General features: G+C 72.3%; 22 protein-coding genes and 1 tRNA gene. 10 read left to right on the plus strand and 13 right to left on the minus strand.

The features are described 5' to 3' along the window. Positions 1 to 20: 20 nt before the first annotated feature. The 7 genes from ACI79Y_RS02345 to ACI79Y_RS02375 form a co-directional block, all read right to left on the minus strand. On the minus strand, positions 21 to 467 hold the full coding sequence (locus ACI79Y_RS02345; protein ID WP_457156945.1) for an SRPBCC family protein: 447 nt from the start codon (positions 465 to 467) through the stop codon (positions 21 to 23). Positions 468 to 491: 24 nt separating this feature from the next. Beyond that, a complete protein-coding gene (locus ACI79Y_RS02350; protein WP_457156946.1) occupies positions 492 to 860 on the minus strand; it encodes a hypothetical protein in 369 nt (122 codons plus the stop codon). Between the two features lie 39 nt (positions 861 to 899). Beyond that, positions 900 to 1,715: a sulfotransferase family protein gene (locus ACI79Y_RS02355; protein ID WP_457156947.1), complete on the minus strand. Its 816-nt coding sequence runs from the start codon at positions 1,713 to 1,715 to the stop codon at positions 900 to 902. 85 nt (positions 1,716 to 1,800) lie between these two features. Beyond that, positions 1,801 to 1,873, minus strand: a tRNA-Arg gene (locus ACI79Y_RS02360). A 124-nt stretch (positions 1,874 to 1,997) separates the two neighbouring features. Next, positions 1,998 to 2,924 (minus strand): glycine betaine ABC transporter substrate-binding protein, encoded by a 927-nt coding sequence (locus ACI79Y_RS02365; protein WP_457156948.1) that lies wholly within the window; start codon positions 2,922 to 2,924, stop codon positions 1,998 to 2,000. Positions 2,925 to 3,027: 103 nt separating this feature from the next. After that, positions 3,028 to 4,026 (minus strand): ABC transporter permease, encoded by a 999-nt coding sequence (locus ACI79Y_RS02370; RefSeq protein WP_457156949.1) that lies wholly within the window; start codon positions 4,024 to 4,026, stop codon positions 3,028 to 3,030. Further along, positions 4,019 to 5,290, minus strand: coding sequence for a quaternary amine ABC transporter ATP-binding protein (locus ACI79Y_RS02375; protein ID WP_457156950.1), 1,272 nt, complete (start codon positions 5,288 to 5,290; stop codon positions 4,019 to 4,021). Before ACI79Y_RS02375 ends, ACI79Y_RS02370 begins: the two co-directional genes overlap by 8 nt. A 745-nt stretch (positions 5,291 to 6,035) precedes the next feature. Between ACI79Y_RS02375 and ACI79Y_RS02380 the strand changes: the two genes are divergently transcribed. The 3 genes from ACI79Y_RS02380 (at position 6,036) to ACI79Y_RS02390 (ending at position 8,682) form a co-directional block, all read left to right on the plus strand. Beyond that, positions 6,036 to 6,356 carry a GNAT family N-acetyltransferase gene (locus ACI79Y_RS02380; protein WP_457156951.1) on the plus strand — a complete coding sequence of 107 codons (321 nt, stop codon included), beginning with the start codon at positions 6,036 to 6,038 and terminating at the stop codon, positions 6,354 to 6,356. Between the two features lie 56 nt (positions 6,357 to 6,412). Further along, positions 6,413 to 7,789: a cryptochrome/photolyase family protein gene (locus tag ACI79Y_RS02385; protein WP_457156952.1), complete on the plus strand. Its 1,377-nt coding sequence runs from the start codon at positions 6,413 to 6,415 to the stop codon at positions 7,787 to 7,789. An 83-nt stretch (positions 7,790 to 7,872) separates the two neighbouring features. Then, positions 7,873 to 8,682 (plus strand): Fpg/Nei family DNA glycosylase, encoded by an 810-nt coding sequence (locus ACI79Y_RS02390; RefSeq protein ID WP_457156953.1) that lies wholly within the window; start codon positions 7,873 to 7,875, stop codon positions 8,680 to 8,682. A gap of 3 nt (positions 8,683 to 8,685) precedes the next feature. Here ACI79Y_RS02390 and ACI79Y_RS02395 read toward each other — a convergent pair whose 3' ends face one another. Both ACI79Y_RS02395 and ACI79Y_RS02400 read right to left on the minus strand, forming a co-directional pair. Then, positions 8,686 to 8,775, minus strand: a complete 90-nt coding sequence (locus tag ACI79Y_RS02395) for a hypothetical protein (RefSeq protein ID WP_457156954.1) — start codon at positions 8,773 to 8,775, stop codon at positions 8,686 to 8,688. 215 nt (positions 8,776 to 8,990) lie between these two features. Further along, on the minus strand, positions 8,991 to 9,299 hold the full coding sequence (locus ACI79Y_RS02400; protein WP_457081478.1) for a putative quinol monooxygenase: 309 nt from the start codon (positions 9,297 to 9,299) through the stop codon (positions 8,991 to 8,993). Between the two features lie 78 nt (positions 9,300 to 9,377). Between ACI79Y_RS02400 and ACI79Y_RS02405 the strand changes: the two genes are divergently transcribed. The 5 genes from ACI79Y_RS02405 to ACI79Y_RS02425 all read left to right on the plus strand — a co-directional run bounded on the left by ACI79Y_RS02405 (position 9,378) and on the right by ACI79Y_RS02425 (position 14,956). Continuing rightward, positions 9,378 to 10,760 (plus strand): FAD-dependent oxidoreductase, encoded by a 1,383-nt coding sequence (locus tag ACI79Y_RS02405; RefSeq protein WP_457156955.1) that lies wholly within the window; start codon positions 9,378 to 9,380, stop codon positions 10,758 to 10,760. Positions 10,761 to 10,764: 4 nt separating this feature from the next. After that, on the plus strand, positions 10,765 to 11,256 hold the full coding sequence (locus ACI79Y_RS02410; RefSeq protein ID WP_457156956.1) for a DUF1648 domain-containing protein: 492 nt from the start codon (positions 10,765 to 10,767) through the stop codon (positions 11,254 to 11,256). Between the two features lie 24 nt (positions 11,257 to 11,280). Continuing rightward, on the plus strand, positions 11,281 to 12,438 hold the full coding sequence (locus ACI79Y_RS02415) for an aminotransferase-like domain-containing protein (protein WP_457156957.1): 1,158 nt from the start codon (positions 11,281 to 11,283) through the stop codon (positions 12,436 to 12,438). Between the two features lie 259 nt (positions 12,439 to 12,697). Beyond that, positions 12,698 to 13,360 (plus strand): hypothetical protein, encoded by a 663-nt coding sequence (locus ACI79Y_RS02420; RefSeq protein WP_457156958.1) that lies wholly within the window; start codon positions 12,698 to 12,700, stop codon positions 13,358 to 13,360. A 531-nt stretch (positions 13,361 to 13,891) separates the two neighbouring features. After that, complete coding sequence (locus ACI79Y_RS02425) at positions 13,892 to 14,956, plus strand: MBL fold metallo-hydrolase (protein ID WP_457156959.1); 1,065 nt, start codon at positions 13,892 to 13,894, stop codon at positions 14,954 to 14,956. Between the two features lie 76 nt (positions 14,957 to 15,032). On the opposite strand, the gene ppc is transcribed toward ACI79Y_RS02425, so the two are convergent. Then, complete coding sequence (ppc, locus tag ACI79Y_RS02430; RefSeq protein WP_457156960.1) at positions 15,033 to 17,852, minus strand: phosphoenolpyruvate carboxylase; 2,820 nt, start codon at positions 17,850 to 17,852, stop codon at positions 15,033 to 15,035. 54 nt (positions 17,853 to 17,906) lie between these two features. On the opposite strand from ppc, the gene ACI79Y_RS02435 reads away from it, so the two are divergent. Then, on the plus strand, positions 17,907 to 18,830 hold the full coding sequence (locus tag ACI79Y_RS02435) for an SMP-30/gluconolactonase/LRE family protein (protein WP_457156961.1): 924 nt from the start codon (positions 17,907 to 17,909) through the stop codon (positions 18,828 to 18,830). Positions 18,831 to 18,935: 105 nt separating this feature from the next. Here the strand turns inward: ACI79Y_RS02435 and ACI79Y_RS02440 are convergent, their stop codons facing one another. Together ACI79Y_RS02440 and ACI79Y_RS02445 are read right to left on the minus strand one after the other, a co-directional pair. Next, on the minus strand, positions 18,936 to 20,138 hold the full coding sequence (locus ACI79Y_RS02440) for an ABC transporter permease (RefSeq protein WP_457156962.1): 1,203 nt from the start codon (positions 20,136 to 20,138) through the stop codon (positions 18,936 to 18,938). After that, entirely contained in the window at positions 20,135 to 21,052 is a 918-nt protein-coding gene (locus ACI79Y_RS02445; RefSeq protein ID WP_457156963.1) for an ABC transporter ATP-binding protein, read from the minus strand. The genes ACI79Y_RS02440 and ACI79Y_RS02445 overlap by 4 nt, the downstream gene beginning before the upstream one ends. A gap of 106 nt (positions 21,053 to 21,158) precedes the next feature. Between ACI79Y_RS02445 and ACI79Y_RS02450 the strand changes: the two genes are divergently transcribed. Further along, on the plus strand, positions 21,159 to 21,905 hold the full coding sequence (locus ACI79Y_RS02450; protein ID WP_457156964.1) for a UdgX family uracil-DNA binding protein: 747 nt from the start codon (positions 21,159 to 21,161) through the stop codon (positions 21,903 to 21,905). Positions 21,906 to 21,960: 55 nt separating this feature from the next. Here ACI79Y_RS02450 and ACI79Y_RS02455 read toward each other — a convergent pair whose 3' ends face one another. Continuing rightward, positions 21,961 to 23,142, minus strand: a complete 1,182-nt coding sequence (locus ACI79Y_RS02455) for a glucose-1-phosphate adenylyltransferase family protein (protein ID WP_457156965.1) — start codon at positions 23,140 to 23,142, stop codon at positions 21,961 to 21,963. Positions 23,143 to 23,168 lie beyond the last annotated feature (26 nt).

A 23,168-nucleotide genomic window follows, 5' to 3' on the forward strand; every position in this document is an offset into this window, starting at 1 on the left:
ATCCCCAGGAGGGAGGCGGCTCAGCCGGTGGTGACGGTCTGCTCCAGCCGGTCGAGCACCGCGGTGTGGATGCGGCCGAGCCCCTTCGGCGCGAAGGTGCGCTCGAAGAAGCCACCGATGCCACCGGCGCCGGTCCAGGTGCTGCTCACCCGCACCGTGCTCACGCCCTCGTCGGCGGGCCGGACGCTCCAGGTGGTGATCATGCTCGAGTTGGCGTCGGTCTCCACGAGTGAGCCGTCGGGCGCCTCGCTGACGGTGACGTCCTGCACCCGCACCCGCTTGGACGTGGCCTGCAGCCGCCAGTGCGCGCGGGTGCCGGCGCCGTTCCCCCCGGCGTCCACCCGGTACTCGCTGTACTGCTCGGGGAGGATCCGCGGGCGGGTGACGGCATAGTCCGCGAGCGCAGCGCGCACCTGCTCGGCGGGCGCGCGGACGATCCGTTCGGTGGTGGCGACGACCTGACCCATGCCGGCCATCCTCCCCTGCCCGGGTCAGGTCCCGCCGAGCCCCTCCTCGGTGTTGAGGTACTGGCAGCGGAACCGGGCACCGGCCATCGCCTCGGTGAACCGCGCCTCCCACAGCGGGTCGCGGGCCGGGAAGGTCTCGAAGACCCGTTCCTCCAGCACCTCGGGTCGCCCGTCCGGACCGGTGCAGGCGCGGCGGAGCAGCACCCGGGTGACCCCGTCGACCTCGTCGTGGGCGGTGGTCCAGCGGGCCGTGGCGATCGCCTGGGCGCGCAGCGCCCGGTCACGTTCGGAGAGCGCCGGCGGTCCGGCCGGGCCGCGCGCCACCGCCCAGCCCCACGCCGCGATGACGCCGAGCAGGGCCAGCACCACGACGACCGCGATCACCGCACCCATCCCTGCACGGTAGCCAGCCCCGGCGGCCCGTGCTCCTGCTCAGTCGGCGGTGAGCTCGGGAACGACGACCTCGCCGACCCGCTTCTCCACATGGCGCTGGGTCTCGGCGTCGAAGACCCGGGCGAACTTCTCCCGGGGGCGGTGCACCAGCGGACCGGTGTTGTCGCCCTTCCAGGCCTCGAAGTCCTTGATCAGCGCCTGGGCCGCGCCGGCCCGCCCGGCCACCATCGCCGGGTCGTAGGGCAGCCCGACGGCCGCGCAGACCGCCCGGAGCACCCACTCGGGGTGCTGGGCCAGCTGCGCGTAGGACAGCACCGTGTGCCCGGGCCGACCGCGGTGCTCCGCGGTGATCGCCACGCACTCGGCCCACAGGTCCACCGCCTGGTCGGGGGTGTAGCTGCTCCCCCAGCCCGCGGAGACCGAGTGCAGGCTCGCCACGACGTCCGCGCCGTCGCGCAGGATGTGCAGGAAACGCGCCCCGGGCACCAGCCGCTCGACCCGCTCGATCGCGTAGAGGTTGGCCGGGGTCTTCTCCACCCAGGTGCGCCGGCCGTGTGCGCGGGTGACCTCCTCCGCCGTGGCCAGGAACGCCGCCGCCACCGACCGCCCGGTCGCGGGCTCCGGCCAGCGCATCGCCGGCCGGCTGAGGAAACCGGCGATCCCCGGCAGGTCCCGCACCAGGTCCGGTGCGATCGGTGCGTCGAGATCGGTCGGCAGCCGGTAGAAGAAGTGCGTCTCCGGGAACGCCTGCACGTCCGGGTGTGCGGCGAGGAAGGACTGCAGCAGCGTCGTCCCCGAGCGCGGGCAGCCGACGACGAACAGCCGCGGCAGGGGTTCCGGACGCACGGTGGACACGGACGGTGATGCTCCCGGCCCGCTGCCCACGCCGCCACGCGAAGGGAGCCCGCCCTCGGCAGTGGACAGCGGCCGACCACGGGAGTGCCCCCGGCAGGATTCGAACCTGCGGCACACGGTTTAGGAAACCGATGCTCTATCCCCTGAGCTACGGGGGCGGCGCCGTCCATCCTGGCATGCGGCCCCGCGGCGGCCGGCGAGGAGCGGGGCCCGGACGGGCGAGGGGCCCGACGGCGTCACCGTCGGGCCCCTCGCTGCTGCCGCGCCGAGCGCGGCGGACGATCAGCTCTGCAGGGAGTCCACGAAGTCCGGGTTCTCCTCGAGCCAGGCCTGGACGGCCTCGTCGTACCGACCCTCGCCGTACTCGTTGACGACCATGTTCTCCAGCGAGCCGTACTGCTCGTCGGTCAGCGTCAGGTTCTCCATCATCGACGCGACGTCGGCGCAGTCCTCGGAGAAGCCCTCACGGGCCAGCGTGTGCAGCCCCTCGGCCTCACCCAGCGCACCCTCGGGGTCCTCGAGGTCCTTGACCGGGAACTCGCTGTTGGCCCAGAACGGCCGCCACAGCGTGACGACGATGTCCTCGTTGGCGTCGGTCGCCGCCTGCAGCTCGGCGAGCATCGCGGTGGTCGAGGACTCGACCAGCGTGTACTCGTCCTCCAGGCCGTAGGTCGGCATGACGCTGTCCTTGGTGGTGGCCGTCAGCCCGGCGCCCGGCTCGATCCCGACGATCCGGCCGTCGAAGCGGTCGGCGTTGCCGGCCAGGTCGGCGATGGAGTCGATGTCGGTGTACTCCGGCACGGCGAAGGTCAGCACCGCCCCGTCGTACCAGGCGCCGAGGTCCTCGACCTGGTCGCCGTACTCCTCCATGTAGGCCGCGTGCGTCACCTCCGACCACGCGGAGGGGTAGACGTCGACGTCGCCGCCGGCCAGGCCGGCGTACAGCGGCGCGGCGTCGGAGATCTCGGTCATCTCGACCTCGATGCCCTGCTCGCTGAGGATGCCGTCCCACAGCCAGGCCATGCTCAGGCCGTCGGTCCAGGACGGGATGAAGCCCAGGTTGACGCTCTCGCAGCCACTGCCGGACGTCGACCCGCCGCTGGCGGTGGTGTCCTCGTCGCTGTCGCCCCCGCAGGCGGTGGCGGTGAGCGCGACGGCGGCGAGGCCGGCGGCGAGGCGGGCGCCCCGGGTGGTCAGGTTCTTGTTCATCTTCTGTGGTTCCTCTCCCTACTTCTGGTGGCGGGCGACTGCCCCGCGCACCGTTGGTGCTCCGGTGTGCCGACGGACGACCCGGTCGGGCCGTCCCGATCGGCTACCGGGCAGGTCGGTTCGGTGAGTTCTGGTCGGTCTCGACGGGCAGGACCGCACTGGCCGATCGGCTGCTGGCGGCCAGGCCGCCCTTGGCGACCGTGCCGCCGCGGCTCAAGAAGGAGGGGATCCCGGACAACCGCCCCCGCCGCTGGCCGAACGCGCTGGTCAACCGGTCCAGGTAGATGGCGAGGATGACCACCGAGAGGCCGCCCTCGAAGCCCAGTCCGACGTCGAGCCGGGAGATGCTGGTGACGACGACGCCACCCAGCCCTGCCGCGCCGATCAGCCCGGCGATGACCGCCATGGACAGCGCCAGCATGATCACCTGGTTGACCCCGGCCATGATCGTCGGCAGGGCGAGCGGGAGCTGGACCCCCCGCAGGATCTTCCCCGGCGGGCTGCCGAACGCGTGCCCGGCCTCCACCAGCTCCGGGTCGACCTGCCGGATGCCCAGCTCGGTGAGCCGGACGCCGGGCGGCATGGCGAAGATGATCGTGGTGACGACCCCGGGGACGAGGCCGATCCCGAAGAACGTCACCGCGGGCACGAGGTAGACGAAGGCGGGCATCGTCTGCATGAAGTCGAGCACCGGCCGGAGTGCGCCGCTGACCCGGTCGCTCTTGGCCGCCGCGATCCCGATCGGGATGCCGATCGCCACTGCGATGACCGCAGACACCAGGACCAGGGCGAGGGTGGCCATGGCTGGCTCCCACATCCGCATGCTGATCAGCAGCAGCAGGCCCAGCAGCGAGACGACGGCGAAACGCACCGACCGCACCACGCCGCCGAGCACGGCCAGCAGCACGGCCAGCAGGATCGGCGGGGGGAACAGCAGCGCATCGCGCAGGGCCTCCACGCCGGCCTCGGTCACATCGCTGATCACGTCGAAGACCGGGGAGAAGTTGTCGGTCACCCAGTCAAAGCCGGTGTCGATCCAGTCGCCCACCGGGATCTGCGGCAGGGCGCCGTCCTCGGCGGCCCGGATCGCGGTCTCAGCCACGGACGGCCTCCTTCGTGGTCAGGGCGGTCGCGCCGGCCCGGTGCAGGGAGTCCGGCTCATGGGCCGCAGCAGCCACCGGGCGGGACACGCCACCCAGCGCGGCCAGGACGGCGCTGCGGGGGACCACCCCGAGCAGGCGCCGGTCGTCGTCGACGACCGTCACCGGCACCTCCTCCTGCGCGGCCGGGGCGAGCAGGTCCGCCAGCAGGGTCGTCGCCGACACCTCGACCGGGGGCAGCAGCGCCACCCCGGCCAGGGATGCGTCGCCCGCCGCGACGGCGGCCCGCACGGCGGCCTCGGTCGCCACGCCCGCGACCCGGCCGCCACCGTCGTCCACCAGGACCGTGCCGGTCCGCTGCTCCCGCATGAGCGCGAGCACCCGCTCCGGTGCGGACGCCAGGTCGACCGGCGTCGGCGGCTCGGCCATGACGTGCCGGGCGGTGAACACGCGACCGCGGTCGACGTCGGCCAGGAACGACCGGACGTACTCGTCGGCCGGCTGCTGGAGGATCTGCTCCGGGGTGCCGATCTGCACGATGCGGCCGTCCCGCATGACGGCGATCCGGTCACCCAGCCGCATGGCCTCGTTGAGGTCGTGGGTGATGAAGACGATCGTCTTGCCCAGGGATGCCTGGAGCTCCAGCAACTGGTCCTGCATCTCCCGGCGGATCAGCGGGTCCAGCGCACTGAACGCCTCGTCCATCAGCAGCAGATCGGTCTCGGCGGCGAGCGCGCGGGCCAGGCCGACCCGCTGCTTCATGCCACCGGAGAGCTGGCCGGGCTTCTGGTCGGCCCACTGGTCCAGGCCAACGAGCGCGAGGGCCTCGCGCGCCTTGGCCCGGCGGGTGGCGCGGTCGACCCCGCGCACCTCGAGGGCGTAGGCCGCGTTGTCCAGCACGCTGCGGTGCGGGAACAGCGCGAAGTGCTGGAACACCATGCTCATCTGCTCCTGCCGGAGCCGGCGCAGGGCCGTGGCGTCCAGCCCGGTCAGCTCGGCGCCCCCGATGTGCACGGTGCCGGCGGTGACCTCCAGCAGGCCGTTGAGCATCCGCAGCAGCGTCGACTTGCCCGAACCCGACAGCCCCATGACGACGAAGATCTCGCCGGGCTCGACGGTGAAGCCGGCGTCGATGACGGCCGGTGTCGCGCCCCGCTCCCTGACCTCGGCGACGGAGGCGCCCTCCTGGAGCCGGCGCACCGCTTCTGCGGGACGCCGACCGAAGACCTTGAACAACCCCTCGGCATGTATCGCGGGCACGGTCACCTCTCGTCGTCGGGCGAACCCGGCCGCCGGGCGGGACGCAGCTGGGCGCGCCGCTCCGGGAGCGACGTCGACGCCTTGTCATCCCGCCGGGCGCGCCGCCCTGGTCGGGCGAGCAGCGCCTGGCGACGCGGCTCCAGCGCATCGGGGGACGCCGCGAGCGCTTCCACCCACCTCACGCGACGCCGGCCGACGAGCCGGGGGCGGGAGGACCCGCCATCTCAGTGGAGGACGTTAACAGCGGAGGTGGTCGGAAAATGTACGAATGGCCCGATCGAGCCATTCTGTTATCGGCCCGTGACGCCCGGCCGATGTGGCGTACGACACGGCACCGACGGGCGAGCCGACCCCCGGGACACCCGCTGGCAGTCGAACCGCAGACCTGCGACCAGCACTGATGGGCGGACCGCCAGGCCATCGACCTGTGCGGCACTCTCGCTCACGCACAGGTTGCGATGTGTTTGCAAATGTCATGAGATCGCAAAGAATTGCGCTCGTCACCATTTCTCCGGGTGACCCGGTGAGACACCGGGATGCCCGGGCCGGGCACCTCCCGCGCCTGAGCGGCGTGGACCCGCCACGCCCGGCGCGCGGCGAGGGGAACGCCACCGGGGCCGGACTCGTCGGAGGAGATGGAGCCGGACTCGTCGGACGAGATGCAGGCGACGACGTGTTGTGACCGTTACCTTGTCTCAGCGCGCAACGAGCCCCCGGCAACGGCGCCGGTGGCGCGGGAGGTGGAGAGCAGATGGACATCACGGTGGTGGACGTCCCCGAGAAGGGGCGGTTCGAGATCCGCGACGGCGACCGCGTCGTCGGCCTGGCCAGTTACCACGTCGACGGCGGCTCGATGACCCTGCCGCACACCGAGATCGATCCGGCGATGGGCGGCCGCGGCCTGGGCACCCGCCTGGTGCACGACGTCCTCGTCGCCGCCCGCGACCGCCGGCTGACCGTGCTCCCCTACTGCTCGTTCGTCCGCAAGTACCTGGTCGAGCACCCCGACGAGCTCGACCTGGTCGCCGATGACGACAGGCCGACGTTCGGCCTGGCCACCGCCGACCACTGAGCGCACCCCCCGCCGTGACCCAGCGGTGAGCCGGGGGCGTCCCTAGGCTCGGCCGGGTGCCCACCGCGCTGCTCTGGTTCCGCCGCGACCTCCGGTTGGCCGACCACCCGGCACTGCTCGCGGCGCTCGACGCGGCCGGGCCGGGCGGTGACGTCGCGCCCGTCTTCGTCTTCGACGACCGGCTGTGGGGCCCGTCGGGAGCACCGCGGCGGCGGTTCCTGCTCGACTGCCTGGCCGACCTGCGCGAGCAGACCGGTGGCGCCCTGGTGTTCCGGTCCGGTGACCCGGTGCGGGTGCTGCCCGCGCTGGCCGCCGAGGTCGGGGCGTCGAGCGTGCACGTCACCGCCGACGCCGGCCCCTACGGCCGCCGCCGCGACGACGCCGTCGAACGGGCGCTGGGCGAGGTCCCGCTGGTGCGCACCGGCTCTCCGTACGCCGTCGCCCCCGGTCGGGTGGTCAAGCGCGACGGGACGCCGTTCCAGGTCTTCTCCCCGTTCGCCCGTGCCTGGCGGGAGCACGGCTGGCACTCCCCCGCCGTCCGCCCGGACGGCGTCCGCTGGGCCAGCGGCGTCCGGTCCGACGAGCCACCCCCGCCCCCGGACCTCGGCGGCGCCACCCTGCCCCCGGCCGGGGAGGCCGCGGCGACCGCGGCCTGGCACCGGTTCCGCGACGAGCGGCTGCCCGGCTACGCCGAGGGCCGCAACACCCCCGGCACGAACGGCACCAGCCGGCTGTCGGCCCACCTGAAGTACGGCTGCATCCACCCGCGCACCTTGCTGGCCGACCTGGCCGGTCCCGCTGCCGCCGAGGACTCCGAGTCGGCGCGGAGCTACGCGAACGAGCTCGCCTGGCGCGACTTCTACGCCGACGTCCTCTGGCACCGGCCGGAGTCGGCCCGGGAGTACCTCAAGCCCGAGCTGCAGGCGATGGGCTACGACTCCGGTCCGGACGCCGAGGCGCTGGTGCGGGCCTGGCAGACCGGGCGCACCGGGTTCCCGATCGTCGACGCCGGCATGCGGCAGCTGCTCGGCGAGGCCCACGTGCACAACCGGGTGCGGATGATCGTCGCCTCCTTCCTGGTCAAGGACCTGCACCAGGAGTGGACGCTCGGCGCCCGCTGGTTCATGCAGCACCTGGTCGACGGCGACCTGGCCAGCAACCAGCACGGCTGGCAGTGGGTCGCCGGCACCGGCACCGACGCCTCGCCGTACTACCGGGTGTTCAACCCGACCACCCAGGGCAGGAAGTTCGACCCCGACGGCGCCTACGTGCAGCGCTGGGTGCCCGAGCTGCGCGGTCTGGATGCGAAGCACGTGCACGAGCCGTGGACGGCGCCCGGCGGCGTCCCGGCGGGCTACCCCGAGCCGGTCGTCGACCACGCCCACGAACGTCTGGTCGCCCTGGACCGCTACACCCGCGCCACCCGCCGCTGAACGACCGTTCCCTCGCCGGCACCCGCCGTGGCAGACACCTGCGGCTCGGGTGAAGCTGGACGGCGTGATCGCGCGAGGTGCCCGTGCCTGAGGGCCACACCCTGTTCCGGCTGGCGAAGGAGCAGGACGAGCTGTTCGCCGGCCGCCCGGTGCACGTCACCAGCCCGCAGGGCCGCTTCACCGCCGGCGCCGAGCTGCTCGACGGCCGGGTGCTCGACGAGGTGACCTCCTACGGCAAGCACCTGTTCGCCCGCTTCGGGCCGGACACCGTGCACGTGCACCTGGGTCTGTACGGGAAGTACACGACCGGCACCGGCACGCCGCCGCCGGCGAAGGGCGCGCTGCGGATGCGCTGGGAGGGCGACGGCCCGGACGGCGCAGGGGTGTGGACCGACCTGCGCGGCGCAACCGTGTGCGAGGTGATCACCGAACCGGAGGTCACCGCGATCCTCGGCCGGCTCGGCCCCGACCCGCTGCGCCGCCGGTCGGACCCGGGGAAGGCATTCGCCCGGATCAGCCGGTCGAAGACGCCGATCGGCGCGCTGCTGATGGACCAGGAGGTGCTCGCCGGCGTCGGCAACGTCTACCGCGCGGAGATCCTGTTCCGGCACCGGGTGAACCCGTTCCGGCTCGGCAAGGACGTCGACGAGGCCACCTGGGCGGCGATGTGGGCGGACCTGGTGAAGCTGCTGAGGGCCGGCGTCCGCGAGGGACGGATCGTCACCACCGAGCGCGCGGACCGGCAGCGCAAGCGCGGCCCGGCCGAGCTCGCCGACGCCCACTACGTCTACCGGCGCACCGGGCTGCCCTGCCGGATCGACGACACCGAGATCCGCACGCAGGAGATGGTCGGCCGCAACCTCTACTGGTGCCCGACCTGCCAGGCGGCATAGGGGTCAGCCCCGGCTGACGACGCCGAGCCGGAGGGTCAGCGTGTCACCGAGGTCGACCTGCACGGCCCGGCGGACGGCGTCCTTGACCGGCACGATCCAGCGCCCGTCCCCCGAGGGTCAGCACGGAGGCGCCGATCCGGGTGCTCAGCCCGGCGGCGTCCAGGCCGTCGGCCTTCCAGCGGAACGTGGTCCGCAGCCGGTCCAGCGAGCCGAGCAGGTGCTCGGCCTCGGTGCCGGCCAGCGGTGGCTCCCAGGGCGGGGCGTCGGTCATGCCGACACCCTGCACCCGGGCGCCGACGATCGGGAGGTCAGACGGCGCCCTTGTCCGGGTCACCGGCCGGCAGCGGGCGCAGCACCCGCACGGCCAGCGGCTCGGCCAGGTGCTCGGAGACGGTCGCCATCATGGTGCGCAGCGCCTCGCCCTGACCGTGCGCGGCCATCGCCTCCTCGCTGGCCCAGCGCTCGACGAAGACGAAGCCCTGCTCGTCCTCCTGCACCGAGTACAGCTCGCAACCGGGCTCGGCGTGCACCTGCGGGACGGCGGCCAGCAGGGCCTGCCGGACCGCGTCGCGGCTCTCGGGCTTGGGCATCACGGTGGCGACGATGACGAACGACACGCAGACCTCCTGAGGTCATCGGGGACGGCGGCAGGAGTGACCTGGCGCACGGCCGTCGGAAGGACGACGATGCCAGACGTGGCGGAGCCGACCGGGACCGGACCGCGCCCGCTGCGGGTGGCCGTGATCGGCGCCGGCCCCGCGGGCATCTACGCCGCCGAGGCGCTGGCCGCGCAGGACGACGTCCCGGTCGCCGTGGACCTGATCGACCGGCTGCCCACGCCGTTCGGGCTGGTCCGCCACGGCATCGCCCCCGACCACCGGAAGATGCGCGCGCTGCGCGAGACGCTGCACGCCACCCTCGACCACGAACGGGTCCGCTTCGTCGGCAACGTGGAGATCGGCGCCGACCTGTCGGTCGCCGAGCTGCGCCGGCACGTCGACGCCGTCGTCTACACCTACGGCGCAGCCGGCGACCGGGGGCTGGGCGTGCCCGGGGAGGAGCTGCCCGGCAGCCTCGCCGCCACCGACGTCGTCGCCTGGTACTGCGGGCACCCCGACGCCGACCGGGCCCGGGTGGAGCAGGCGGTGGCCCGCGCCCGCGACGTCGTGGTGGTCGGCGTGGGCAACGTGGCGCTCGACGTCGCCCGGGTGCTGGTCCGCTCGCCCGCCGAGCTCGACCCGACCGAGATGCCGCAGCACGTCCTCGACGCGCTGGCCGCCGCACCCGTCGAACGGGTGACCGTGCTGGGCCGCCGCGGCCCCGCGCAGGCCACCTTCACCACCCAGGAGCTGCGCGAGCTGGGGCACCTCGCCGCCGCCACGGTGCTCGTCGACCCGGCCGACCTCACCGACCCCGGCGACGACGCGCTGGCCGCCGTCGACCGGCACGTGGCCCGCAACCTCGCGGTGCTGCACGAGTACGCCGGGCACACCGCCGGACCCGGCCGCCCCGCCGTCCGGCTGCGCTTCCACGCCCGCCCGGTGCGGTTGCTGGGCACCGACCGGGTCACCGGGGTCGAGGTCGAGCGGACGACGGTGGACGCCGACGGACGGGCCACCGGCACCGGCGAGCTGGACGTCGTCCCCGCCGACCTGGTGGTCCGCTCGGTGGGCTACCGCGGGCACCCGCTGCCCGGGCTGCCGCTGGACGGAGGCACGGTCCCGCACGAGGCCGGCCGGGTGCTGCGCGACGGTGCGGTCAGCCCCGGCGAGTACGTGGCCGGCTGGATCAAGCGCGGGCCCACCGGGGTGGTGGGCACCAACAAGCACGACGCCCGGGAGACGGTGGCGAGCCTGCTCACCGACGCCGCGGCCGGCCGGCTGCACTCCGGCGGCGACCCCGACGACCTGGTCTCCACGCTGCAGACCCGCGGCGCCGAGCCGGTGCTGCTGCCCGACTGGCGGGCGATCGACGCCGCCGAGATCGCGCTGGGCGCCACCCGCGGGCGGGACCGGACGACACTGCACGAGCGCGAGGCGCTGCTGGCCGCGGTCCGGGCCGCCGCTGCGGCACCATGACCGGGTGGCCGCCCGCGCCTTCGCCGTCTCGTGCCTGGTCCACGCCGTCGTCGTCGGCGTGCTGGCGCTGACCCTGCCCGACGTGGTGCCGCTGCACTTCGGCGCGAGCGGTCAGGTGGACCGCACGGGTTCGCGTGCGGAGCTCCTGGTCGTCGCCGTCCTGGTCGGCGCGCTGATCGCCGGGGTCTGCGGTGGGGTCGCCCGGTGGACCCGGCGGCTGCCGCTGGAGCTGGTCAACGTGCCGCACGCCGAGTACTGGAAGAGCCCCGAGCACGAACCCGAGTTGCGCCGCCGGATCGCGAGCGACACCTGCTGGTTCGGCGCGGCCACGATGGTCTTCCTCTCCGCGGCGTTCACCCTGGTCGGGCGGGCCGCCGTCGCCGGCACCGGGTTGGACGGCTGGTCCGCCCTCCTGCTCGCGCTCTTCGTCGCCGGCACGGCCGTCTGGTGCGTCTGGCTGTGGCTCCGGCGGTACCGACCCCCGGGTCACGAGTAGCCGGGGTACGGCACACTCGACGGCGTGACCGGTCCCACCACCGACCAGACGCCCGAGACCGACCCGGCGACCAAGCCGGCCGCGGCCACGATCTCCTTCGCGCGTGGCGCGCCGTCGACCGACATCGTCGACGTCGAGGGCCTCAAGCAGGCCGCCGTCGCCGCGTTCGACGCCGACCCGGCCGGGATGACCGGCTACGGGACGGCGATCGGCTACGTGCCGCTGCGCCGGTGGATCGCCGAGAAGCACGGCGTGCCCGAGAGCCACGTGCTGGTCACCAACGGGTCGATGCAGGCCGACGCGTTCCTCTTCGACGAGCTGGTCACCCCGGGCGCGGCGGTGGTCACCGAGCGGCCCACCTACGACCGCACCCTGCTGGGGTTGAAGAACCGGGGCGGCGACCTGCACCTGGTCACGCTGGAGGAGGACGGCGTCGCCGTCGACGAGATCGAGGAGCTGCTGCGCGGCGGCGTCCGGCCGGCGTTCGCGCACGTCATCCCGAACTTCCAGAACCCGGCCGGCTACACGCTGTCGCTGGCGAAGCGGCGCCGGCTGCTCGACCTGGCGCACGAGCACGACTTCCTGGTGTTCGAGGACGACCCGTACGTCGACATCCGGTTCAGCGGCGAGCCGCTGCCGCGGATGCTGGAGCTCGACGGCGGCGCCGACAGCACCCACGTGGTCTACGCCTGCTCGTTCTCCAAGACCGTCTGCCCGGGCATCCGGGTGGGCTACCTGGTCGGGCCGCCGGCGCTGATCGACCGGATCCGGGTGCGGGCCACCAACACCTACATCGCGCCGAACATGGTCGCCCAGGGAACGGTGTTCCAGTTCGTCACCGGGCCGCGTTACGAGGGCGCGCTGGAGACGGTGAAGAGCGCGCTGGCCGAGCGGGTCGGGCTGCTGGACCAGGCGCTGCGCACGCACCTGCCGCAGGCCACCTTCCGGCGTCCCGACGGCGGCTACTTCCTGTGGGTGTCGCTGCCGGCCGGCGAGGGCCACGACGTCGCCCGGATCTCGGCCGAGGCCGCGGCGCGCGGGGTGGCGATCGTGCCGGGCACCGACTTCCTGCTCGAGGGCGGGGAGAACGCCTTCCGGCTGGCCTTCTCCGCGGTGCAGCCCGGCGACGTCGACGAGGGCGTCCGACGCCTCGCCGAGGCCGTCGAGGCCGCCAAGGCCTGAATACGGTCTAACCCGGTGCCGACGCACCCGTATGCACAAAGGTCTAGTCAGCCACTCGTCAACAGGGCACCTAGGACTCCCCGTAGGCAACCCGTCAGGGGGAAGCTCCCGGGATCAGGCACATGCCTCGCCCCTCGCTGCTAAGTTGACATCGCTTCAACGCCCACGTTGGGCGATCCAAGCGAAGGATCATCCAACTGGGCTTCGCTAACCAGCACAGGCCGAGCAAAGCATCCAACTGGAAAAGGCGAGAGAGGTCATGGCGGAGGCGCAGCTAGAGCGTGAGGGTGTTTCGGTCATCTTGCTGGGATCCTTTAACCCGAAGATCTTCCAGCCAAGCTGGCTAGCCATGCACGATCTCATCTCCGAAGACGCACTTGAGGGCGCCTCGATCGAGCTGATAACCAACGAGGTCAGCATTTTCTCGCTAGGTTGGTGCGACCTAGAGGTGCTGAGTGATCGACTCACCCTCACGTCCAGCGCGACCCCCTCATTCGAGTCCCTTCGGGATCTCCTCGCAGGCGCGATGCGGATTTTGTCGCATACACCAGTCTTCGCCGTAGGCATCAACATGCATGCTCACATTTCAGTATCCAGTGAAGCGGCCTGGCACAAGTTCGGCCATACACTCGCGCCGAAAGAAGGCATCTGGGACTTCCTCGAATCACCTGGCATGCTTACCGTTGCTATTCGGAGTGAGCGAACGGATCAGCACCGAGGATCATTCAACGTGAAGGTTGAGCCGTCGAGGCGCTTCAATCAGGCCATCTTCGTCGAGAGTAACGACGAGTTTCGTGCTGATAGCGACACTCCGTCAGCCCAGTGGGCAGTCGAAGTACTACTGAACGACTGGGAACTCTCCATGTCTCGCGCGCTCGAAACTCGCACTCAACTCTCGGACCTCGTACGAAAGGCCGACTAATATGGGCGCAGCAACTAGCACTCGGACCCATCGCTTCGACGAGTCTCTCAGCTCTTACTCCCCCTCCGAAGAGGGCCCTAGCCCCGTACTCGTCAACGGTCGAGTGATCGAGGTCGAGGACCTAAACGAGGCGCGGACACTGACATCTCGGCCCACCAATCTTCTTCCCACGACAACACCTGTTCGCCACATAACACGACCAGTCATCGCTCCTCCCACCAAGTCGCGCATCGAGCATTTCCTTGCGACCGACCGATGGGAGGGAGCGGTCCGAGAGGTCTATAGCACCTACTTCACTGCCGACCTGATCAGCCTGAGCGGAAACAATGACGCGCACGCTGAGTTTGACTTCCGAGAACTGTCGTCGGCCGATCGGGCATTGTGCGAACCTGGAGCTCTTTTTTACTGGTCCATCGGCTACGAAACAAAAGGCAGCGGGCAAAGGCAACGGGCCTCAGTCATCACGTTCCGCCGACTAGGGCGCGCCAGCTAAGAACTTCAGCAAGAACCGCTTGTGAACACGGGGGAACGATGGAGTACACGCGCCCAGAAGCCGACCAAGTCGAAGTCAGCATCTTCGGCCCTGGCTACGGCGAAGCTCTCGCAATTCACCTGGGCAACGACAAGTGGTTGCTTGTCGACTCCTGCAGCTCCTCGCGAGGTACTACCCCGGCTGCCTTATCTTACCTGACTCGCCTAGGTTACGAACCGGCCGAATGCGTTCAGGCAGTCGTCGTATCACATTGGCACGACGACCACGTGCGGGGATTAAGCCAGATCCTGCAGGCCTGCCCCTCGGCAGGAGTGTTCGCCAGCCGTAGTGTAGGAATTCCAGAATTCCAAGCACTCATGGACCTGCCTCCAGTTCCATCCAAGTTCACCAGCGGTGTTCAAGAATTGTCTGGCGCCCAGCGAGTGCTGCGCGCACGTGGCGACCATATAAAGTTGATAGGCGCAACACAGCGGATTTATAACGTTCCCAGTGCGGTCGTTTCGGAGGTCTGGTCACTGTCGCCCTCGGCCGAGGACGACGACATTGGCCGACAGCACCTTGCCGGCATGCTCGCTTCTGTAGCCGGCAAAGCAAGGCGGCTTCCTGCACTAGATCCCAATGACACTACGGTCGTTCTCCTACTCCTCACGTCGGCGGGCTCGGTTCTCCTGGGTGGAGACCTCGAACATCGGCCCAGTAGCCGCACACGCGGTTGGCACGCCATCGTTGACGACACCAACCGGCCGCCAATAGATTTCAACCTCTTCAAGATTCCCCATCACGGCTCTGAAGGCGCCCATTGCGACGAGGTGTGGGATCACCTTGCTGGATCGCGACCAATATCCGTCATTAGCCCATACCAGAACGGGTCGGTTACGATCCCTACCGCAAAGGATAAGGCACGCATTAAGCGGCACAGCGCAGAGGCGTGGGTGACCAGCGAGCGACGCGCACCAGCCCCGCGGCGCGATAGAACATCACTCCGAACGATCGAGACGTCGACTCGCTATTTCTCAGAGCAACCACTAGTGCCTGGCCATGTCCGCTGGCGAAGCGGCTCGATGCCGCAGATAACAGCCGATGGGGCCGCTAGCAAGTTGTGAGCACGGCACAGATTCGCGTACTCGTGACTATAAATCTTGAGGGGCCGCCCCTAGTTAGGGGCGGCCCCTCCGCTACTCAGCCGGAGTTGCGCAGCGCGGTGGCGACGCCGTTGATGGCCAGCTGGATGCAGCGGCGCACCAGCTCGTCGTCGTCCCCGGCCCGGCGGCGGCGCAGCATCTCCACCTGCAGGTGGTGCAGCGGCTCCAGGTAGGGGAACCGGTTGCGGATCGACCGGGCCAGCGCCGGGTTGTCGGCCAGCAGCCGGTCGTCGCCGGTGATCGCCAGCAGCATCCGCACGGTCCGCTCGTGCTCCGCGGTGATCTGCCCGAACACCAGGTCGCGCAGGTCCGCGTCGGGCACCAGCGCGGCGTACCGGGCGGCGAGCTCCAGGTCGGTCTTGGCCAGCACCATGCCCATGTTGGACAGCACGGTGCGGAAGAACGGCCAGCGCCGGTGCAGGTCCTGCAGTCGGGCGAGGCGCGCCTCGCGCCCGTCCGGACCGTCGCCGTCCACCCAGGACTCCAGCGCCGAGCCGGTGCCGTACCAGCCGGGCAGCATGATCCGGGTCTGCGACCAGCTGAACACCCACGGGATGGCCCGCAGGTCGGTGATCTTGTCGCCGGCCTTGCGGGACGGCGGCCGGCTGCCGATGTTCAGCTCCGCCAGCTCCCGGATCGGGGTGGCCGCGCGGAACCACTCGACGAAGCCGGGTGTCTCGTGCACCAGCGCGCTGTAGGCCCGGCGTGCCCGCTCCGCGAGGTCGTCCAGGAGCGCGTAGGTCTCCTCGGCGTCGTCGTCCAGGCCCTCGGTGTCCAGCAGCGTCGACTCCAGCGTCGCCGCGACCAGCGCCTCCAGGTTCCGGCGGGCCAGGTCCGGGGTGGAGTACTTGGCGGCGATCACCTCACCCTGCTCGGTGATCCGCAGCTGGCCGGCGACCGAGCCGGGCGGCTGCGCCTTGATCGCCTCGTAGCTGGGGCCACCGCCGCGGCCCACGGTGCCGCCGCGGCCGTGGAACAGCCGCAGCCGGATCCCGTTGGCCCGGGCCACCTCGACCAGGGCCAGCTCCGCCCGGTACAGCGCCCAGTTGGCGGCCAGGTAGCCGCCGTCCTTGTTGCTGTCGGAGTAGCCGAGCATGACCTCCTGCTGGTCGCCGCGGTTGGCGACCAGCGCCCGGTACAGCGGCTGGTCGAGCATCGCGGTCAGCGTGGCGCCGGCGGCCTGCAGGTCGTCGATCGTCTCGAACAGCGGCGAGATGCCCACCGAGCAGCGCGGGCCGTCGGCACCGTCGGGGTCGAGCAGGCCGACCTCCTTGAGCAGGACGGCGACCTCCAGCACGTCGCTGACCGACTCGCACATGCTGATCACGTAGTTCGGGATGGTGCGTGGGCCCAGCAGCGCGACCTGCTCGGCAGCCGCGACCAGCAGGTCCAGCTCACCGCGCGCCAGCTCGGACAGCTCGGCGTCCCGGCGCACCAGCGGCCGGCGCATCCGCAGCTCCCCGGTGAGCAGCTCGACCCGCTGCTCCTCGTCCAGGGCGGTGTAGTCCTCGCAGACCCCCGCCCAGGCCAGCAGCTCGGCGAGCACCTCCTCGTGCACCGAGGAGTTCTGCCGCATGTCCAGCCCGCACAGGTGGAAGCCGAAGACCTCCACCGCGTCGCGCAGCCGGGCCAGCCGGTCGTCGGCCAGCGCGCCCGCGCCGTGGCTGCGCAGCGAGGTGTCCAGGGTGTCCAGGTCGGCCAGCAGCTCCTCGGGCAGGCCGTAGGGCGGCAGGTCGATCTCCGGCTGCTGCCCCGGCACCGAGCCGAGCACCCGCCGGGCGGTCGCCGCCAGGCGCGCGTGCATCCCGCGCAGCGCCCGCCGGTAGGGCTCGTCGGCGCGGAACGGGGAGTCGTCCCGGGCGGCGTCGGCCAGCGCGTAGACCTCGGGCGTGGGGCGGACCAGCCGGTCGGACATGGACAGCTCCGCGCCCAGCGCGAGCAGCTCGGCCAGGTGGTGCTCCAGCGCGGTGGCCGCCTGCCGCGTGGTGGCCCGGCGGACGGCGTCGGCGGTGACGAACGGGTTGCCGTCGCGGTCCCCGCCGATCCAGGAACCCGGCTGCAGCATCGGCTCGCGCAGCAGGTCGGCGTCCGGCCACCGCTCCCGCAGCGCGCGGCGCAGCTCGGTGTTGATCGCCGGGACCACGTCGAACAGCGACAGCTCGTAGTAGCGCAGCGCCTCGTCGATCTCGTCGGCCAGCCGGAGCCGGCTCAGCCGCAGCAGCGCCGTCTGCCAGAGGGTGAGCACCTCGCGGGAGAGCCGGGCCGACCACGCCGGGTCCTCGGCCTCCCCCTGCTCCCGGCCGCGCTGCCGGATCAGCTCGCTGACCTGGCGCTGGACCTGGGAGATGGTGCGCCGCCGGGTCTCGGTCGGGTGCGCGGTGACCACCGGGACGACGAGGGCGCCGGCCAGCTCCCGCGCCACCGTGCCGCCGTCCAACCCGGCCTCGTCGAGCAGCTCCAGCGACGCGGCCAGGCTCCCCTTCTGCGGCGGGGAGCCCTCGCGCCGGTGGTGCCTGCGGCGCCGCTCGTGGTGGACGTCCTCGGCGATGTTGGCCAGCAACGAGAAGTGGCTGAACGCCCGGACGACGTGGTTGGCGCTGCGCGGGTCGAGGGCGGCGAGGCGCTCGGCGAGCTGGGACCGGTCCCGCTCGTCGCGGCGGATCTCGAACGCCTGGACGCGGGTGGACTCGACCAGCTCGAGCACCTCCGGGCCCGCCTGCTCGGCGATCACCTCGCCGAGCACCCGGCCCAGGAGCCGGATGTCCTCGCGGAGCTGGAGGTCGTCTGTGCGGTCGTCGGGCAGGGACTGGCCCCCGGGAACGCGGAGGTCGGCGACGTCGACAGTGGCTTCGGACACGGGACGAGTATCCGGGCCGGGTGTGTCCGGCTGGTCACGGGGCAGGATCAGCGCATGTCCGAGCTGCTCGCCGCGCCCACCGACCCGTCCCCCGCCGAGCACGGGGAGGGCCCGGTCTGGGACGGCGCACGCGGGGAGCTGCTCTGGGTCGACATCACCGCCGGGCTGGTCCGCCGCGGCCGGGTGGACGGCGCCGGGACGGTCACCGAGCTGGCCGCGCACCGCGGCGGGGACACCGTCGGCGTCGTCGTCCCGGCCGCCGACGGCGGGTGGCTGCTGGGCGCCGGCGGCGGCTTCACCCACCTCTCCCCCGACGGCGAGGCGCGGGTGCTGCTGGAGCTGCGCCGCGAGGGTGGCACCACGGAGACCGGCACCCGGATGAACGACGGCGCCTGCGACCGGGCCGGGCGGTTCTTCGCCGGCACCATGGCCTTCGACGAGTCGAAGGGCGCCGGCCGGCTCTACCGGGTCGACCTCGACGGCACGGTCACCGTGGCCCTGCCGGGGCTGACGATCTCCAACGGCCTGGGCTGGTCGCCCGACGACCGCACCGCCTACCTGTCGGACTCCGGCGACTCGGTGGTGTGGGCCTTCGACTACGACCTGGACACCGGCGAGCTGTCGGGGCGCCGGGAGTTCCTGCGGTTCGACGGGTCGACCGGGGTCGCCGACGGGCTGGTCGTCGACGACGAGGGCTGCGTGTGGACGGCGATGTGGGGCGGGCGCGCGGTGCGCCGCTGGTCCCCCGACGGCCAGCTGCTGACCGTGGTCGACGTCCCCACCGAGAACGCCACGAGCTGCTGCTTCGCCGGGGCCGACCGCGACCTGCTGGTGATCAGCACCTCCGCGCACGGGCTGGACTACGCCGCCCGCACTGCGCAGCCGGGGGCCGGGCGGCTGTTCACCGCCCGGCCCGGGGTGACCGGTCCCGCGGCGTACCCCTACCGCGGCCCGCTGACCGGTCTACGCGAGGCCTGAGCGGCCCGGGCCAGCCGCGCGGCGTCCTGGCTCACCCCACGTGCTCCTGGCTCACCGCCTGTGGTGAGCCAGGAGCACGCACGATCAGGTCACCTGATCCCGGGCTCAGACGCGCTCGGCCTTGAGCGCCTCGCGCATGCTGACCTTGCCGCTGGTGCGCAGCAGCGCGCCGGAATAGATCCGACCGCCGATCCGCACCACCGCGGCGATCGCCAGCAGCATCAGGACGACGGCGACCGCGACCTCCCACACCGCGGCCTCCCCGGCGGCCATCCGCACCGGCATCACCATCGGCGAGAGACCGGGCACGAACGAGGTGACGGTGGCCAGCGTGCTGGCCGGGTCCTGCGCGGCCTGGATGGCGATGACGAAGCCGGCGACCAGCAGGATCGTGGTCGGCGTGATCACCGTGCCCAGGTCCTCCTGCCGGCTGACCAGCGAGGCGGCCGCGGCGAACACCGAGGCGTAGAAGGCGTAGCCGAGCACGAACCAGGCGATCACGGTGACCACCGGCCCGATGACGTCCCCGGGCAGCTCCACGACGTCGAAGGCCAGCGCCCCGACGACGCCGATGACCGCGACCAGCAGGATCTGCGCCAGACCCAGCAGGCCCAGCCCGATCACCTTCCCGGCGAGCAGCTGCCAGGGGCGCATGGTCGCCAGCAGCAGCTCGACCACCCGGCTGGACTTCTCCTCGACCACGCCCTGGGCCACGAACTGCCCGAACAGGATGATCAGGCTGTACAGGACGACCACGCCCACCAGCGCGACGATCGTCGAGGCCAGCCGGTCGTCGGCGTCGGCGTCGAGGGCGACCAGCTCGACCTCCGGCCCCGGCTGCAGCTGCACCCCGGCCTGGTCGAGCTGGGTGGCCATCGCCAGGTTGGTCAGGGCGCCTTGGACCAGGTTCCTGGTGTCCTGGCCCCCGCTGTCGACCAGCAGCTCGGGCTGCGACCCCGACGGACTCAGCAGCGCCCCGTCGACGTCCTCGTTCTCGACCGCCGCCCGGGCGGCGGCCTCGTCGGCGAACTCGACGACGGTGACGTCGGTGCCCAGCACCTCACCCTGGGCGACGAGCGCCTGCTCCACCGCGGCGTCGCCGCCGACGACGCCGATGCGCGACTCGTCGCCGCCGCTGTTGATCAGCACCTGGAAGACCAGCATGCCGACGATCAGCACGATCAGGACGGCGGAGCCGATGAGGAAGTTCTTGTCCCGGATCCGGGTGGAGACCTCGCGGGCGGCGACCAGGCGGACCAGCGTCGCCGGGCTCTGCGGGCGGGTCTCGTGCCGTGCCGGGGCGCTCATGCCGCCACCGCCTCGGCGGCCGGAGCGGCGCTGACCGCGTCGCGGAACAGCTCGACCAGGGTGGGTTCGCGCCAGGCGAAGTGGTTCACCCGCCCGGTGGCGACGGCGGCGTGCAGCACCTGCTGGTCGTCGGCGCCGGGCGCCAGCTCCAGCACCGTGTCACCGCGGCTCTCCGAGACGACGCGCACGCCGGGCAGGCCGGCGGCCCAGCCGGCCGGGGCGTCGGGGACGACGACACGGAGCTGTCGGCCCTGGGCCGAGACGCGCAGCTCGGCGACGGTGCCGGTGGCGACCATCGAGCCGCGGGCGAGGATGCCGACGGCGTCGCAGAGCCGCTCGACCAGGTCCAGCTGGTGGCTGGAGAAGACGACGGGCACGCCGCGGCGGCACTGGTCGAGCAGCGCCTCGGCGAGCGAGTCGACGCCGACCGGGTCCAGGCCGGAGAACGGCTCGTCGAGGATCAGCACGTCCGGCTCGCTGACCAGCGCGGCGGCCAGCTGCACCCGCTGCTGGTTGCCCAGTGACAGCTTCTCCACCGGGTCACCCAGCCGCTCCCCCAGACCGAGGCGCTCGGCCCACTCGCCGGCAGCGCGGCCGGCCGGGCCGGCGTCCATGCCGTGCAGCCGGGCGAAGTAGGCGAGCTGCTCGCGCACCTTCATCTTCGGGTAGAGGCCGCGCTCCTCGGGCATGTAGCCGATCCGGCGGCGCACCGCCTCGTCGACCGGGGAGCCGTTCCAGCGGACCTCGCCGGCGTCGGCGCGGGCCAGGCCCATGGCGATGCGCATGGTGGTGGTCTTGCCGGCGCCGTTGGAGCCGCAGAAGCCGAACATCTGGCCGGGTGCGACGGTGAAGCTCACCCCCTTCAGCACCTGGTTCTCGCCATAGGCCTTGACCAGGCCGTCGATCTCGAGCACTGACCCTCCGTCGTCGTCGCGGCGCCGGGCAGTGATCCGCCCAGACTGACTTTCCGTCGCGGAAAGAGTGGCGGACGACTTTCCGTCCCGTCAAGTGAACAGCTGGGTGTGTCGCCCAACGGCCGCGACGGTAGCGGCGTCCCATGCTGCGGGACAGCACCGTTTCCGGTGTCATCGGGCCATGACGACGGAGAACTCCCCGGCCCGACCACCGGAGGGCGTCGGGCTGGCCGGGCTGCGGGAGGCCGCGGCGGGCTGCCGCGCCTGCGAGCTGTGGGAGCCGGCCACCCAGACCGTGTTCGGCGAGGGGCCGGAGACCGCCCGCGTGGTGTTCGTCGGCGAGCAGCCCGGCGACCAGGAGGACCGCACGGGTGAGCCGTTCGTCGGTCCGGCCGGGCGGCTGCTGGACAAGGCGCTGGTCGAGGCGGGCATCGACCGCCGCGACGCCTACGTGACCAACAGCGTCAAGCACTTCCGGTTCACGCCCACCCCGAAGCGCCGCATCCACCAGTCACCGGGCGCCGAGCACCTCGCCGCGTGCCGGCCGTGGCTGGAGGCGGAGTTCGCCGTGCTGCAGCCGGAGGTCGTCGTCTGCCTGGGCGCGGTGGCCGCCAAGGCGCTGATCTCCCCGTCGTTCCGGATCACCCGCGAGCACGGGCACCTGATGCCGTGGACCCCGCCGGGCGCGGAGCCGGTGCCCGAGGCCGACCAGGACGAGGACGCCCCGCACCAGACCTGGATCATCGCGACCACGCACCCCTCCGCCGTGCTGCGCACCCCGGACGAGGGCCGCCAGGCCGCCTACGACGCGCTCGTCGCCGACCTGGAGCTGGTCGCCGCCGCCCTCGCCTGATCCGGCGGCGGGTTCCGCCAGAACGGCCATTCTGGCGGAACCCGCGCGCGAGCCGTCAGCCGCGCTCGGGCTCGGGGAACCGCGCCCCGGCGGCCAGCTCCGCGCCGTCCTCGACCCGGGCCCGCCGGCCGACGAGGGCGATCTCGCCGTCGCCGCCGACCGTCGCCCCCTGCCCCACCACGACGTCGTCGTCCAGCACCGCCCGGGTCACGGTGGCGCCCGCGCGCACCCGGGCGCCGGGCAGCAGCACCGAGTCGATGACGGTGGCGCCCGGCTCCACGACCACCCCCGGCGACAGCACCGAACCGCGGACCTGCCCGGCGACCCGGGTGCCGCCGGAGACGAGGCTGCCCTCCACCGCCGCGCCGTCGAGCACCCGGGCGGCGCTGTGCCGGCCGCCCCGGGTGTGCACCGGCCACGCCTCCTCGTCCAGGTCGATGGGCGGCTCCGAGGACAGGAAGTCCCGGTGGGCCTGCCAGTAGGACTCCACCGTGCCGACGTCGCGCCAGTAGCCGCCCAGCGGGTACGCCCGGGCGGCGCCGTCGCGGGTCTGCGCGGGCAGCAGGTGGGTGCCGAGGTCCTCCAGCCCCTCCTCGCCGACCTCGTCGTCGAGCGCCTCGAGCCGGTCCAGCGTCGGGTTCGGGCTGAAGACGAACACCTCGTTGGTGGCGGTGGTCGTCGCCGGCTCGTCGGGCTTGTAGGCGTAGTCGGTCACCCGGTCGCCGTCGGTCTGCACGATCCCGTAGCGGGCCGCGTCGTCGGCGGCGACCTCGGTGGTCACCATGGTCACCTCGGCGCCGGACTCCAGGTGCGCGTCGGCGACGGCGCGGTAGTCGAGCTTGTAGACGGCGTCGGAGCTGACGACGACCAGCGCATCGGCGCCGAACTCGCGGATGAGCTCGGCCTGCCGCCAGAGCCCGTCGGCGGTGCCCTCGGTGAAGCCGGCCCGTTCGCTGGTGGCCTGGAACGGCGGCAGCACCAGCAGCCCGCCGGTGGTCCGGTCCAGGTCCCAGGGGCGGCCGCCGGCCAGGTGCTTGGACAGCGACGTCGGCTGGTACTGCACCGACACCCACACGTCGGGGATCTGCGAGTGCTCGCAGTTGGACAGCGGGAAGTCGATCAGCCGGTAGACCCCGGCGAACGGGACGGCGGGCTTGGCCCGGGTCTCGGTGAGCAGCTCCAGCCGGCCCCCCTGGCCGCCGGCGAGCACGAGGACGAGGACCTTCGGGAGCGCCATGCGGCGTCGGTACCCGCTGCGGCCCC

The sequence above is a fragment of the Modestobacter sp. SYSU DS0875 genome (assembly GCF_054050915.1).

Bases quoted from the DNA above. Each gene is read 5' to 3' on its own strand.
- ACI79Y_RS02345 (WP_457156945.1), bottom strand. From the start codon at position 467: ATGGGTCAGGTCGTCGCCACCACCGAACGGATCGTCCGCGCGCCCGCC.
- ACI79Y_RS02350 (WP_457156946.1), bottom strand. From the start codon at position 860: ATGGGTGCGGTGATCGCGGTCGTCGTGGTGCTGGCCCTGCTCGGCGTC.
- ACI79Y_RS02365 (WP_457156948.1), bottom strand. From the start codon at position 2,924: ATGAACAAGAACCTGACCACCCGGGGCGCCCGCCTCGCCGCCGGCCTC.
- ACI79Y_RS02380 (WP_457156951.1), top strand. From the start codon at position 6,036: ATGGACATCACGGTGGTGGACGTCCCCGAGAAGGGGCGGTTCGAGATC.
- ACI79Y_RS02420 (WP_457156958.1), top strand. From the start codon at position 12,698: ATGGCGGAGGCGCAGCTAGAGCGTGAGGGTGTTTCGGTCATCTTGCTG.
- ACI79Y_RS02425 (WP_457156959.1), top strand. From the start codon at position 13,892: ATGGAGTACACGCGCCCAGAAGCCGACCAAGTCGAAGTCAGCATCTTC.
- ACI79Y_RS02435 (WP_457156961.1), top strand. From the start codon at position 17,907: ATGTCCGAGCTGCTCGCCGCGCCCACCGACCCGTCCCCCGCCGAGCAC.
- ACI79Y_RS02440 (WP_457156962.1), bottom strand. From the start codon at position 20,138: ATGAGCGCCCCGGCACGGCACGAGACCCGCCCGCAGAGCCCGGCGACG.
- ACI79Y_RS02455 (WP_457156965.1), bottom strand. From the start codon at position 23,142: ATGGCGCTCCCGAAGGTCCTCGTCCTCGTGCTCGCCGGCGGCCAGGGG.